Genomic DNA, 13,794 nt, shown 5'->3' on the forward strand with positions numbered 1-13,794 from the left:
CTGGGTCGGGAGGCTGGGTCGGCAGCGGGTGCCGGGTCTAGAAGCGGACGGCGACGAAGTAGGGCGGGGTGTCCAGCGACTCCGGGAGGCCCGGGATGCGGTGCGCCTCGCCCGCAGGGCCGTGCACGACGAACGCGTAGATCAGGTCGAACGGCGAGTCGGTGTAGGCGCCCGGGACGGTGGCGGCCCAGCCGTCGCCGGTGCGGACGGCGGGCGTCTCGACGTACTGCTCGGCCTGGTTGGCGTGCCGGTAGCGCAGGGCGACGCCGGCGCCGTCGGGACCCGGCCCGGTCAGCCGCAGCACCAGGTCCGCGCCCGGCCGGAACGACCCCGGCGGCACGTGCGCGAGCTCCGGCCCCGCAGCCCCGGCTGCAGCCCCGGTCGCAGTCCCCGCCGTCGCCCCCGCCGCCTCCAGCGCGGCCAGGTCGATCGCCGGCTCCGGGCCCGCCGGCGCCGCCGCCAGCTCGGCCCGCAGGTCGGCGACGTCGCGGTCGATCGACGCCTGCCGGTCCGCCCAGTGGCCGCGCAGGTGCGCCGCCTTGCCGAAGGCGAGGTCGGTCTTGTATCCGGCGGTGACGACCGCGACCTCGCGCCAGGCCTCGGCGGCGACGGCGTAGCGCGACACGGCGTACTGCAGGTACGCCGCCGACCCGGTGCTCGTGAACAGCTCGTAGCCGAGCCCGGCGCGCAGCTTGGCGGCGAAGAACCGTCCGAGCCCGGCCAGCGCGCGGACGTCGACGATCCAGCGGCGCACGTCCGGCGACGACGCGCCTGCCTGCGACCGCGTCGCCGACTCGAACGCCCCGATGCTCACCGACGCCAGCGTCGCCAGCCCGTCCAGCCGCCGGGCGACGTCGAGCGTCGTCTCGCGGCCGTCCGGCGCGGCCTGGCCCAGCAGCACGGACACCGTCTCGGCGATGGTCGCGAAGACCTCGGGGTCCAGCGACGACGCCGTCCCGAACGTGTGCGGCGGCCGGGAGTCGCTGACGTAGTACTCGTTCGGCGAGCCCCCATTGGCGATGCCGAGGTTCTCGTACATCTCCGGCCAGTAGACGGAGTTCGCGGCGGACACCCCGTGCGCGACGCTGACCAGCGGCAGGATCCGGCTGGCGACGGCGAGCGCCCGCTCGGCCTCGACCGCCCCAGCGGCCCCGAACGTCGCCGTCAGCCAGCGCCGCCACTGCTCGGGCGAGGCGTCGGGGTCGTAGAGCAGCCGGCCGATCAGCCGGTAGAAGTAGGCGTACTTGCGCCACTCGGCCGCGCCCTCGGCCAGCGCAGGGTCGGCGTAGACCTGCCGGCCGCCGGGGCTGCCGGAGCCCTTGCGGCCCTTGTAGGCCAGCGGCTCGAAGAACTCGGCGCCGTCAGCCCCGCCGAACGAGGCGATGCGGCTGTAGCCGGCCGCGAACGCCGGGTCGCCCCACAGCAGCAGCCGCTGCGTCCCGGGCCAGTGCCGGTAGACGACGCGGTAGTCGCGGTCGTGGCGCAGGTAGTCGGCGTAGCCGTAGCGGGTGAACCGGCGGGCGCCGCGGGTGACGGTGGCGAACGCGGCGTCGACGGTCTCGACCGGCAGCTCGCTCTCGCGGATGGCGGCCTGGTGGTACGGGAGGCTCAGGTGCTCGGCCAGGAACTTCGCCGTCACGAGGACGTCCAGGCCGGACTCGCGGGCGGCGGCGAGCGTCTCCGCGGAGAGCCCCTTCGAGTGCAGGTCGACGGCGACCGGCCGGCCCGCCGCGGAGATGCCGTCGAACACCGTCGTCCAGTACTTCTCCGCCGGCTCCGGGATGCCGCTCTCGTAGTGCACCCGCAGCGTGACGCCGGCGATGCCCGGGCACTCGAGCAGGATCTCGCGGATCGCCGCGGCGGCGTAGGCGGCGTGGTTCTCGGGGGTGACGCCCTCGACCGTCCACTCCCCCACGATGGCGTCATCGAGCTCGATGCCCTGCGTCCAGAAGCCGACGAAGAACTCGATGCCGCGGCGGGCCGCCTCGTCGCTGGCGTAGCGGAGCGCGTCGAGGTTCGCCCGCCGCTCCTCGTCCGGCAGTCCCGCGACGCGCACCCCGAAGTCGGGCAGCTCGACCAGGAACGGATAGGAGAACAGCAGGTAGTTCTCGGTGACGCCGGGGTCGTGGCCGTACTCGACGCCGATGCCGAACGCCAGCTGCAGCCGGTTGATCCGGTGCGTCGCCAGCTCGGTCAGGTAGTCGTCCCAGAACGCGCGGTCGAGGTACCAGGACTCGTCCTCGACCTTGCTCACGTACGAGCGGAACACGCCGCGGACCCGGTTCGACGGCGTACCTGAAAGCGGCAGGCCGGTCACCTCGCCGGTCAGGTTCAGCTGGTCCAGCAGCTCGAGCAGCGCGTACGCGACGCCCGCGCCGTCGCTGCCGATGACGATGAGCCCGCTGGGCGAGGTGCCGACGACGAACGACTCGGGCGCGTCCGGCGGCGTCCCCGTCGCCGCTGCCCACAGCCCCGCCGCCCCGGCCGAGTCCGTCCCGAGCACGCGGACGGTGAGCCGAGCGGGACCGGCAGCTGACGCCGTCGTCGCCCAGTCGCCCAGCACGGACAGCGCCCACTGCGCGGCCGGCGACGAGACCGCCGCGCTCTCCCGGTCGGGGTGCAGGGTCAGCGGATACGGCATGGCGTCAGTCTCCTTCGCGGGGTCTCCGGGGTTCATCTTGACATTTTGTTCCCCCCCGGCACAAAATTGTGGGATCAGGCGGGTGTTGGGGAGACACCGCCGTCAGGAAGGACACACTCGATGACAGCAAAGATGCTGTATCCGACCCGTCGTGTCGCCCGGTTCGGCGCGATCGCCCTCGCAGCGGCGGTCCTCGTGAGCTGCTCGTCCGGGAGCGACGACGAGTCGGACACCACCGACGAGGCCGGTGGCGGCACGACCACCCTGGAGTACTGGGGATGGGTGCCGGGCATGGAAGACCTCGTGGCCACCTGGAACGAGGCGAACCCCGACGTCCAGGTCGAGTTCCACCGCATGACCGGTGACGACGGCGAGAAGGTCGAGGCCGCGGTCGACGCCGGCTCCGGCCCGGACATCGTGCAGCTCAGCTCCGACGTCCTCACCGACTACGTCATCAACGACCGCGTCCAGGACATCTCCGAGTTCGTGGGCGACGACGAGTCCAACTACACGCCCAGCTCGTGGAAGGCCGTGAGCGTCGCCGACGGCGTCTACGGCCTGCCGCAGGGCGTCGGCCCGGCCGCCATGATGTACCGCAGCGACATCTTCGCCGCGCACGGCATCGAGGTCCCCACCACCTGGGACGACTACCTCGCCGCGGCCCGGGCGCTGCACGCCGCCGACCCGAACGTCGTCATCGCCAACCTGTCGCCCACCGAGGCGGCGCAGTGGCAGGTCGAGGTGCACCAGAACGGCGCCTCGCTGTACGGCACCGAGGGCGACTCCTGGAAGGTGTCGGTCAACGGCGCCGAGAGCAAGGAGGTCGCGCAGCGCTGGCAGACCCTCCTCGACGAGGGCCTCATCTCGACCGTCCCCATGTGGACGCCCGAGTACTGGGCCGCCGTCAACGAGGGCCGCATCGCCACGATCATCCAGGCCGCCTGGTTCCCGGCGCTGCTCGAGGAGAACGCCGCCGACACCGCCGGCAACTGGCAGGTCGCGCCCATGCCGTCGAAGGACGGCCAGCCCGCGGCCGGAGACACCGGCGGCTCGATCGTCGTCGTGCTCCGCGGCGCCGAGAACCCCGAGGCCGCCGCGACGTTCATCAGCTGGCTCGACGGCTCCGACGAGACCCAGGCCCCGCTCATCGAGGACGGCGGGCTGTTCCCGTCGACGCTCAACGGCCTCGAGTCGGACTCGCTGTACCAGCCGCAGCCGTTCTTCGCCAACCAGGTGATCAACGAGGTCTACGCCGACGCCGTCCAGTCCGAGCCGGACACCTGGTCCGCCGGGCCGAACTTCGCCACCGCGTTCCAGGCGATCGCCGACGAGTTCTCGAAGGTCGTCACCGGCCAGCAGACCTACGCCGACGCACTGGACAAGGCGCAGGAGGCGACCGTCGCCGACCTCGAGTCGCGCGGGCTGAGCGTCGCAGACTGACCTCCATGGCATCGGTCACGGCTGTCAGGGGCTCCCGGCGCAAGCGCATGTCGCCCGCCGGGAGCCGCCTGGTCCCCTACGTCTTCGTGGCACCGTTCGTGGTGCTCTTCATCGTGTTCCTCATCGCGCCCATCGGGGTGGCGATCGCCAACAGCCTGTTCTCGCAGCAGGCGGCCGGCCTCGGCTTCGGCGGGGTCGAGCGGGTGTTCGTCGGCCTCGACAACTACGTGCGGGCGCTGCAGGACCACGAGTTCGTCGTCGGCTTCGGCCGGGTGCTGCTCTACGGCGTCGTCCAGATCCCGGTCATGATGATCGTGGCGGCCGCGCTGGCGCTGCTGTTCGACACCGGGCTGGTGCGCGGGAGCCGGTTCTTCCAGTTCGCGGTCTTCCTGCCGTACGCGGTCCCCGGCGTCATCGCGGCGCTGCTGTGGGGCTTCCTGTACCAGCCGTCGGTCAGCCCTCTGGTCGGCGGGCTGTCGGCTCTGGGGATCGATGCCGATTTCCTCGCGCCGGGGATGGTGCTCTGGTCCATCGCGAACGTCGCCACCTGGTCCACCGTCGGCATCAACATGATCATCCTGTTCGCGGCCCTCCAGGGCGTGCCCCGCGAGATGTACGAGGCGGCCCGCATCGACGGCGCCGGCGAGCTGCGCATCGCACTGAGCATCAAGATCCCGATGATCGCGCCGGCCGTGCTGCTGACCACGCTCTCGTCGATCATCGGCACACTGCAGCTGTTCAACGAGCCGCAGGTGCTGAAGTCGATCACGTCCAACATCCCCAGCGACTACACGCCCAACATGGCCGTCTACGCCGCGTCGACGCTGGACCGCAACCCCAACCTCGCGTCCGCGATGGCCGTCGTCCTCGGCCTCGCGACGCTCGTCGTCTCCGTGGTGGTCCTGCGCCTGACGCGCCGCCGGAACGGGGTGTCCGATGGCGTCTGACCTCGCTACACGACCGCAGCTGTCGCCGTCCGCACCCAAGAGGCATCACCACGGCACCGTCATGACCGCCGGCGAGCGCGTGAGCCGCGGCTGGATGATCGCCTGCACGCTCGCCGTCGTGGTCGCCGCCGTCTACTTCCTCATCCCGGTGGCCTGGCTGGTCATCGCCTCGACGAAGTCGACCGGCGACCTGTTCTCCACCCCCGGCTTCGCCTTCGCCGGCTTCCACCTCTGGGACAACCTGCGCGAGCTGAGCAGCTACGACGACGGCATCTTCTGGCGCTGGTCGCTGAACTCCATCATCTACTCCGTGTTCGGCTCGGCCCTGACGACGTTCGTCTGCGCCATCACCGGCTACGCGCTGGCCATCTACCGCTTCCGCGGCCGAAAGGTCCTGCTGGCCGCCGTGCTGGCCAGCATGCTGGTGCCCGGAACGGTGATCGCCCAGCCGACGTACGTGCTGCTGGTCGAGATGGGTCTCAACAACACCTACGCCGGGCTGCTGCTGCCGGCTTTGGTGTACTCCTTCGGAGTGCTGCTCTGCTACATCTACGCGCAGGCATCGATCCCCTTGGAACTGGTCGAGGCGGCCCGCATCGACGGCGCCGGCGAGTTCCGCATCTTCGCCTCGATGGGCCTGCGGCTGATGAGGACCGGCCTGGTGACGGTGCTACTGTTCGCGTTCCTGGGCAGCTGGAACAGCTACCTGCTGCCGCTGCTGGTGCTGACCGACCAGGAGCTCATGCCCCTGACGGTCGGCCTGACCGGCTGGAACCAGTCGGCCATCTCGATCCCCGGCCTGCAGATCCTCACCGTCGTCGGCTCGCTGATCTCGATCATCCCGATCGCGATCGTCTTCATCAGCCTGCAGCGGTTCTGGCGCTCCGGCCTGACGACCGGCAGCCTCCGCTCGTAGCTCGTGGCGTCGCCCGCGATGGCGGGCGGTTCAGTGGTGCCCTGGCGCCACCGAACCGCCCGCCATTCGCGTGTCAGCGGGTGTGCGCGCGGGCGACGGGTCGTCGTCGCTCGCGACGAGGGCACGTCACCCGCGCGAGGACCGAACAGAGCCCGGCATCAGCCGCCATCCGGCCTTCACGCGGGTGAGGTGACCGTCAGGCGGGTGCGCCCGCCGGAGAAGAGCCGTCTTCGACTCTTGAGCCGTCCTCGATGTCGAAAACCGTCCCCGACAGTTGGCGAGAACGGTTCCTGCCATCGAGGACGAGCGACGGAGTCGTCGTCGCTCGCGATGAGGGCACGTCACCCGCGTGAAGACCGCATGGAACCCGGCATCAGCCGCCATCCGGCCCTCACGCGGGTGAGGTGACCGTCAGGCGGGTGAGGTGTGAGCGCGGAGGGTCCAGCTGCCTTCCGGCTCGCTCGACGACGCGGTCAGCTGGCCGTCGGCGGCCCTGGTCACCGTGAAGGTCGCCTCGCGGCCCGACGGCGTCAGCACGCGGACCGTCGTGGTCGCCTCGGCAGCCGACGCCGACGGGTAGGCGACCAGCTCGATGCCGTCGAGGTAGTCGTAGTCGGCGCGGTCGTCGCGCGCACCCCACGGCAGGACGGCGCCGTCGCGGACGTACAGCGGCAGGCTGTCGAAGCCGTGGGTCTCGGTGACCCATCGGCCGCCGTCGGTCGACGCACCCGAGAGCAGCGACGTCCACCGGCCGGCGGGCAGGTAGAAGGACACCGTCCCGTCGGCGGTGAAGACGGGCGCCACCAGCAGGTCCGGGCCGAGCATGTACTGCCGGTCGAGGTACGCCGTGGCGGGGTCGGACGGGAACTCCAGCGCCATCGGCCGCATGACCGGCACCCCCGTCTCCGACGCGAGAACCCCCGCCGCGTACAGGTACGGCATCAGCCGCAGCTTCAGCCGCGTGAACAGCCGCGTCACGCTCACCGCACTCTCCGGCGAGGACTCGTCGGAGTCGAACAGCCACGGCACCCGGTACGAGCTGCTGCCGTGCAGCCGGCTGTGCGACGACAGGAGGCCGAACGCCGTCCACCGCTTGAACACGCCGGCGTCCGGGGTGCCCTCGAAGCCGCCGATGTCGTGGCTCCAGAAGCCGAACCCGCTGAACGACAGCGACAGCCCGCCGCGCAGGGTCTCGGCCATCGACTCGTAGGTCGAGGTGGAGTCGCCGCCCCAGTGCACCGGGAACTGCTGGCCGCCCGCCGTCGCCGACCGCGCGAAGAGCACCGCGTCGCCGGACCCGCGGACCTCGGACAGCACGTCGAAGACGGCGCGGTTGTAGAGCTGGGTGTAGTGGTTGTGCAGCTCCGCCGGGTCGGAGCCGTCGGCGTACACGACGTCGACGGGGATGCGCTCGCCGAAGTCGGTTTTGAAGCAGTCGACGCCCTGGTCGAGCAGGCCGCGCAGCTTGTCCTGGTACCAGCGGGACGCGGCCGGGTTGGTGAAGTCGACCAGCCCCATGCCGGCCTGCCAGAGGTCCCACTGCCAGACCGAGCCGTCGGGACGGCGGACCAGGAAGCCGGCGTCACGGGCCTCGGCGAACAACGGCGAGCGCTGCGCGATGTACGGGTTGATCCACACGCAGACCCGCAGGTCCTTGTCGTGCAGCCGGGTCAGCATGCCCTTCGGGTCCGGGAAGGTGCGCGGGTCCCACTCGAAGTCGCACCAGTTGAACTCGCGCATCCAGAAGCAGTCGAAGTGGAAGACGCTCAGCGGGATGTCGCGCTCGGCCATGCCGTCGATGAACCGGTTGACGGTCTCTTCGTCGTAGTCGGTGGTGAACGACGTCGACAGCCACAGCCCGTACGACCACGCCGGCACCGTCGCCGGGCGGCCGGTCAGCGCGGTGTAGCGCTCGAGGATCGCCTTCGGGTCCGGCCCGTGGATGACGTAGTACTCCAGCAGCTCGCCGGGCACGGAGAACTGGACGCGCTCGACGGCCTCGGAGCCCACCTCGTAGGACACGTGGCCGCGGTGGTTCACCAGCACGCCGTAGCCGCGGTTGCTCAGGTGGAGCGGGACGTTCTTGTAGGCCTGCTCGCTGGAGGTGCCACCGTCGGCGTTCCAAATCTCGACGTTCTGGCCGTTCTTCACCAGCGGGCCGAACCGCTCGCCCAGCCCGTAGATCAGTTCGCCGACGCCGAGGGTCAGCTGCTCGTGCACGTACGTCTCGGCCCGCCCGGACACCGAACCGGAGCGGGCGTTGTCGACGTAGCCGCGGTCGACCTGCGCGTCGGCGTCGAGGCGGACGTAGCCGGCCGACTTCGCGCCGGACGCCGTCAGCACCCGGCCGTCGGCGCCGGTGAAGGTGAGGTTCCACGGCGCGCCCCGGGTGATGGTCGCCGTCAGCTCGCCCGACGTGAGCCGGCCGCCGGTCTCGTCGATGACGACGGCGGCGTGGTGGCCGCCGTCGCCTTCGGCGCGCGCGAGCTCGAAGCCGCGGTGCTCGGGCCCGCCGGCGTGGTGCTGGATGCGCACGCCGATGACGCCCGGGATCGGCGCCGTGAGCGTGACGGTGAGCAGCGGCCGGTTGAGGGTGTCGCCGCGCTTCGCGATCCGCTGCGTCGGCGCGTACGCCACCAGCGTGCCGTCCGCCGTGCCGCGCCAGATGTCGTAGGCCTCGGCCGCGTAGAGCGCGTGCACGCCCGGGCGGAGCTGCCAGAACCCGTCGGTGAACTTCATCGCCGGGCCTCCTGGACGACGGTGGCGGCTCCGGCCGCGAGCCGGACGGGGTCGGCGCCGACGGGCAACACCGTCACCTCGGCGCCGGAGTGGTTGAACGCGAACAGGAAGCTGACGCCGTCGTCGCCGATGCGCCGGACGACCTCGACACCGGGTGGGGCGTCGGCGGTGGGGACGACGGCGGCAGCCTCCGTCACGCGCGTGAGCAATTCGCCGAGGGCGGCCTCGTCGAGGCGGGCCGAGACGTACCAGGCGGCGCCGTCTTGGGTTCCGAGGGGGCGCCGGGTGACGGCGGGCAGCCCCTCGATGGCGCCGTCGGTGTAGGCGGCGACGGTCTCGGTGTCGTCGGCGGCGAGGCGCACGTGCTCCGTCCACGCCGTCGCCGTCCACCCGTTGTCGAGCGTCGCGGACTGGTCGTCGCGGAGTGGGCGGAACTCCTCGGCGACGACGCCGAGCAGGTCGCGGAAGGCGCCCGGGTAGCCGCCGAGGACGACGCGGTTGTGCGCGTCGACGATGCCGGAGAGGAAGCCGACGACGACCTGCGCGCCATCGTTCGCCGCCGCGCGCAGGCGGGCCGGGAGGTCGCCGTCGACGAGGAACAGGCCCGGCACCAGCACGACGGCGTACCCGTCCAGGTCCGTGCCCGGCGGGACGACGTCCACCAGCACGTTCCGCTCCCACAGCGCCCGGTGGTACGCGCGGGCGACGGCGTTGAGGTCGAGGTCGTGGTGCGGCTTCGGGCCGGCCTGCCAGGCCCAGCCGGCGGCGTCGTCCATGATCAGGGCGACGCGGGCAGGCTCGGTGCGGGTGTTCCGGAGTCCTCGGTCGCTGAGGTCGCGCAGGGTGGCGCCGAGCTCGACGACCTCGCGCCAGAGCCGGGTGTCGCGGCCCGCGTGCGGAACCATGGCCGAGTGGAACTGCTCCGCGCCCGACGCGGACTGCCGCCACTGGAAGAACATCGCGCCGTCCGACCCGCGGGCCACGTGCGCGAGGGAGTTGCGTGCCAGTTCGCCGGGGTCCTTGGCGCGGTTGCGAGGCTGCCAGCTGACGGCGCTGGTGGAATGCTCCATGAGCAGCCACGGCGCGCCGCGCGAGAGGCCGCGCATCCGGTCGGCGGCGAACGCGACGTCCTGCGCGCGGGCGTCGTCGTCGGTGTACGTGTAGTGGTCGTTGGCGAGCAGGTCCATGTCGGCGGCCCAGCCGGCGTAGTCGACGACGTGCGGGCCGCGGCCGACCATGAAGTTCGTGGTGGCCGGACGGTCCGGGCTCAGCTCGCGCAGCACGGCCCGCTCGGCGCGATACTGCTCGAGCAGCGCGTCGGAGGCGAACCGGCGATAGTCGAGTTCGAGGCTCGGGTTGCCCGGGCTCTCGGCGTCACGCGGCGGCAGCACGTCGTCGAAGCCGGCGTACCGATGGCCCCAGAACGCCGTCCCCCACGCGGCGTTGAGCGCATCGATGGTCGTGAATCGCTGCGCGAGCCAGCGCTGGAAGTGTGCCGCGGAGTGGTCGCAGTAGCAGAGCCGGTTCCCGCCGCCGAACTCGTTGCCGACGTGCCACATGCGGACGGCGGGGTGGTCGCCGTACCGTTCCGCGAGGGTGCGGACGATGCGCAGCGAGTGCTCACGCCAGGTCGGGTGGCTCGCGCACCACCCCAGCCGGCCGCCCTGCGCGTACCGCTGCCCGGTCCGGCTGACGGGCAGAATGTCGGGATGCTTGCGGTGCAGCCAGATCGGCGGCGACGCCGTCGGCGTGGCGAGGTCGACGGCGATCCCGGCGCCGTGCAAGAGTTCCAGCACCCGATCCAGCCAGCCGAACTCGAACTGCCCCTCGCGCGGCTCCAGACTCCCCCAGGCGAAGATGCCGACGGAGACCAGGTTCACCCCCGCCTCGCGCATCAGCTCGACGTCCTCGAGCCAGACGTCCTCGCTCCACTGCTCCGGGTTGTAGTCCCCGCCGTAGCTCAAGCCGATGGTCGGCCAGGTCACTTCTGCCACGCGACCATTTTAGTCACACAGTGGAACAAAATCGCGCGGGGTTCGTCGTTGGGGGTTCGGCGGGTGTGCCGTTGGCCGGGTTTGCCGAGTTGGCCGGCCCCCTGCTCTCTCCATTGTCGGGAGCGCGGGAGACCGCCTCAAGCGGACCATTGGGCGCTTCGCGCAGCGGGGACCGCTTGACCCGGACTCCCGCGCCCCCGCTCACAGCACCATCAGGGACCCCGCCCCCAGAATGGCCCCGGCTCCCAGACCCGCTGCGCTCCTGTTCCGCTGGCCGCTGACGGCGCCGCTGGGGTGTGGCGACCGGTCCCGCCGTGGGTGACGGCCCCGCCGGCCTCGAAATGACCACGTACAACACCCAATTCCCTGCTCCACCAGGCCTGCAGACCTCGTGAAGCAGGAGAACCCCTCGTGACGTCCCCAGGCAACCGCTTACCAGGCCGCCTGGCGGGCCATCACCACGATTACCCGACCATCAACACGCCTACAGGCCTAGTACGACACGAGAACTTGTGCCGAACGTGATCATCTCGAGCACCCCAGCCGATGATCATCAACCTTTCGCGTCGCCAGAGCAGCCCAAAAGGTTGATGATCATGGTCCAGGGGCGGCGCAGACGCCCTGGAAACCGGCGGACGCCTCGGAAACCGGCGGTTGGCAGCGGAATCCAGGCCGCAAGCGCCGGATTCCCGAGCGTGAGCCGGATCGCGAGGCGTCGCCACCACCGCCGGCGGCCGGCGAAACTGGACCACAGCGAGACCAACTGCCGAACACCCCAGCGGAACCGCCAGCGGCCAGCGGAACAGAACACCAGCGGGTCTGAGGGCCGGGTCCATCCCGGGGAGGGGGCCCTGGTGCTGTGAAAGGCGAGGGCGCGGCGGCGCGGGTCAAGTCCAGCGCCCCCACCACAGCGGCGACCCAACCCCCACGCGCGCAGACTTGAGGCGCGCCGCCGCGCCCTCGACAATGAAGAACAGCAGGGGCCCGACCAACTCAGCAAACATCCCGCCGAACTGATCACTCCGACAGCAGACTCCGCAACGCCCCCACCGCAGCACCCCGCGCGTAGTGGGTGAACTCGAAGGGCTGCCGATCGATCACGACACCATCCGCGACGTGGTTGTCCTCGAGCTGATCCGCCAGCGCCTTCTCGAAGTCGCGCGGTGCGAGGTCGAGCATGTCGGTCCCCTCGCCGGTCACCACGACCTTCTGCGGATCCAGCACGTTGACGAACTGCGCGACGACCACGCCCAGCGCGTAGGCGGACAGCCGGAACGCCCGCACGGCCGCCTCATCCCCCGCCCGCGCCCGCGACACCGCCTCCCCATACGAACCCGCAGCCACACCCGCGTTGAACTCGATGGCCGGCATGGTGACGAAGCTGTGCACGCAGGTGTCGTGGCCGTGGTGGCAGGGGGCGCCGGTCCCCAGCGACGACGGGAGCCGGGCGTGCCCGATCTTCCCCGGCCGCCCGTGCGCTCCCGACACCAGCTCATCGCCCGAGACCACGCCGGCGCCGATGCCCGCGCCGATGCCGAACACGACCATCGACGTCAGCTGGACGCCCGCACCGAACCAGTGGTGCCCGGCCGCCAGGGCCTGCACGTCGTTGCTGGTGACGGCGGGCAGCCCGGTGGCGGCCGACACCAGCGAGGCCAAGGGGACGCCGTCCCAGCCGAGGAAGAGGGAGCGGTCGACGAACTCCTCACCGCCGGATCGTCGCACGTCGCCGGCCAGGCACACGCCCACCGCGGCGGGCAGCTCGCGGCCCGAGAGCAGCGACCCCGCCACGTCGCCGATCAGCCCGACGACGTCATCGACCGAACGGGACGAGAGCCGGTGCTCCTCCGACGCCACCACCTGGGCCGTCAGGTCGGTGACCACCGCGTACAGCGCGTCGCCGGTCAGTTTCACCCCGAGCAGGTGCGCGGCGTTGGGGCGGACGTTGAGCAGCTCGGGCGGGCGGCCGCGGGTGGGCCGCAGGTGGACGTCGCCCTCTTCGACGAAGCCGAGCTCGACCAGTTCGCGGACCAGCCGGGTCAGGCTGGTGCGGGACAGGCCGAGGCGGCGGGCGATGGCGACCCGGGACTGCGCGCCGTGGATGAGCACTTCGAGCAGCACCCGGCGCTGCGCATCGTGCAGGCGCGGCCACGTACGCGCCTCCGGCAACGCAGACATGCCGTGAGCCTAACGCCAGCCCACGACGAAAGTCGGCAGCGCTACTTCGACTGGGGCAGCCGGACCGAGCCGCGGCGCGGGGCGGCGGCCGACGGCGGGGGCACCACGGGGCCGATGTCGCCGTCGGGGGCCTCGTCGAGGTCGACGATGACCGGCGCGTGGTCGCTGGGGCCGGTGCCCTTGCGCGCGTGCCGGTCGACCCAGGCCGCCGCCACCCGGCCGGCCACCGCCGAGCTGGCCAGCACGAGGTCGATGCGCATGCCGAGGTCCTTGTGGAACATGCCGGCGCGGTAGTCCCAGTAGGTGAAGACCCGTTCGGCCGGCCAGCGGTCACGGACGACGTCGTGCAGGCCGGCGGACTGCAGGTCGGCCAGCGCGGCCCGCTCGGGCGGGGTGACGTGGGTCTGCCCGACGTAGGCGTCGGGGTCGAACACGTCGGCGTCGGCGGGGGCGATGTTCATGTCGCCGCAGACCATGACGGCGTCGGGCCCGGCCTCGACCTGGGCGCGCAGGGCCGCCAGCCACTGCAGCTTGTAGGCGTAGTGCTCGGAGTCGGGCTCGCGGCCGTTGGGGACGTAGACCGAGTGCACCCGCACTCCCCCGCAGGTGGCCGACACGGCGCGCGCCTCCTGGTGCGGGAATCCCGGCCCGCCCGGCAGCCCCGTGACGACGTCGTCGAGGCCGACCCTGGAGAACAGCGCGACGCCGTTCCAGCGTGCTTCACCGTGGAAGGCCGCCTGGTAGCCACGCTGGTCGAGCTCCGCGCCGAGCAGTTCCTGGGCGGCGTCGTCGCCCAGCTTGGTCTCCTGCAGGCAGACGACGTCGGGCCGGCGCTGGTCGAGCCAGGGCAGCAGCCGCGGCATGCGCTGCTTGACGGAGTTGACGTTCCACGTGGCGACTCTCACCGGACCTACCGTAGTCCCGCCCACCGACATGATC

8 protein-coding genes are annotated in these 13,794 nt (G+C 71.6%); 3 read left to right on the forward strand and 5 right to left on the reverse strand.

Annotated elements, in window-relative coordinates; genetic code table 11:
• Positions 1 to 37: 37 nt before the first annotated feature.
• Positions 38 to 2,641, reverse strand: coding sequence for a hypothetical protein (locus tag HD601_RS21145; protein ID WP_184825187.1), 2,604 nt, complete (start codon positions 2,639 to 2,641; stop codon positions 38 to 40).
• Between the two features lie 120 nt (positions 2,642 to 2,761).
• On the opposite strand from HD601_RS21145, the gene HD601_RS21150 reads away from it, so the two are divergent.
• The 3 genes from HD601_RS21150 (at position 2,762) to HD601_RS21160 (ending at position 5,944) form a co-directional block, all read left to right on the forward strand.
• Entirely contained in the window at positions 2,762 to 4,081 is a 1,320-nt protein-coding gene (locus HD601_RS21150) for an ABC transporter substrate-binding protein (protein ID WP_184825189.1), read from the forward strand.
• A gap of 5 nt (positions 4,082 to 4,086) precedes the next feature.
• Positions 4,087 to 5,028: a carbohydrate ABC transporter permease gene (locus HD601_RS21155; protein WP_221441177.1), complete on the forward strand. Its 942-nt coding sequence runs from the start codon at positions 4,087 to 4,089 to the stop codon at positions 5,026 to 5,028.
• Positions 5,029 to 5,089: 61 nt separating this feature from the next.
• Positions 5,090 to 5,944, forward strand: coding sequence for a carbohydrate ABC transporter permease (locus HD601_RS21160; protein ID WP_221441178.1), 855 nt, complete (start codon positions 5,090 to 5,092; stop codon positions 5,942 to 5,944).
• A 411-nt stretch (positions 5,945 to 6,355) separates the two neighbouring features.
• Here HD601_RS21160 and yicI read toward each other — a convergent pair whose 3' ends face one another.
• From yicI to HD601_RS21180, 4 genes are all read right to left on the reverse strand, one after another.
• Positions 6,356 to 8,683 carry an alpha-xylosidase gene (yicI, locus tag HD601_RS21165; RefSeq protein ID WP_184825193.1) on the reverse strand — a complete coding sequence of 776 codons (2,328 nt, stop codon included), beginning with the start codon at positions 8,681 to 8,683 and terminating at the stop codon, positions 6,356 to 6,358.
• A complete protein-coding gene (locus tag HD601_RS21170) occupies positions 8,680 to 10,677 on the reverse strand; it encodes a beta-galactosidase (RefSeq protein WP_184825195.1) in 1,998 nt (665 codons plus the stop codon). The genes yicI and HD601_RS21170 overlap by 4 nt, the downstream gene beginning before the upstream one ends.
• A gap of 1,017 nt (positions 10,678 to 11,694) precedes the next feature.
• Complete coding sequence (locus tag HD601_RS21175; protein WP_184825197.1) at positions 11,695 to 12,855, reverse strand: ROK family transcriptional regulator; 1,161 nt, start codon at positions 12,853 to 12,855, stop codon at positions 11,695 to 11,697.
• Positions 12,856 to 12,896: 41 nt separating this feature from the next.
• Positions 12,897 to 13,790: an exodeoxyribonuclease III gene (locus HD601_RS21180; RefSeq protein ID WP_184825199.1), complete on the reverse strand. Its 894-nt coding sequence runs from the start codon at positions 13,788 to 13,790 to the stop codon at positions 12,897 to 12,899.
• Between the last annotated feature and the right edge of the window lie 4 nt (positions 13,791 to 13,794).

This window comes from Jiangella mangrovi, from assembly GCF_014204975.1.
In the GTDB taxonomy this organism is placed as follows: Bacteria; Actinomycetota; Actinomycetes; order Jiangellales; family Jiangellaceae; genus Jiangella; species Jiangella mangrovi.

Bases quoted from the DNA above. Each gene is read 5' to 3' on its own strand.
- HD601_RS21145 (WP_184825187.1), bottom strand. From the start codon at position 2,641: ATGCCGTATCCGCTGACCCTGCACCCCGACCGGGAGAGCGCGGCGGTC.
- HD601_RS21150 (WP_184825189.1), top strand. From the start codon at position 2,762: ATGACAGCAAAGATGCTGTATCCGACCCGTCGTGTCGCCCGGTTCGGC.
- HD601_RS21155 (WP_221441177.1), top strand. From the start codon at position 4,087: ATGGCATCGGTCACGGCTGTCAGGGGCTCCCGGCGCAAGCGCATGTCG.
- HD601_RS21160 (WP_221441178.1), top strand. From the start codon at position 5,090: ATGACCGCCGGCGAGCGCGTGAGCCGCGGCTGGATGATCGCCTGCACG.
- yicI (WP_184825193.1), bottom strand. From the start codon at position 8,683: ATGAAGTTCACCGACGGGTTCTGGCAGCTCCGCCCGGGCGTGCACGCG.
- HD601_RS21175 (WP_184825197.1), bottom strand. From the start codon at position 12,855: ATGTCTGCGTTGCCGGAGGCGCGTACGTGGCCGCGCCTGCACGATGCG.
- HD601_RS21180 (WP_184825199.1), bottom strand. From the start codon at position 13,790: ATGTCGGTGGGCGGGACTACGGTAGGTCCGGTGAGAGTCGCCACGTGG.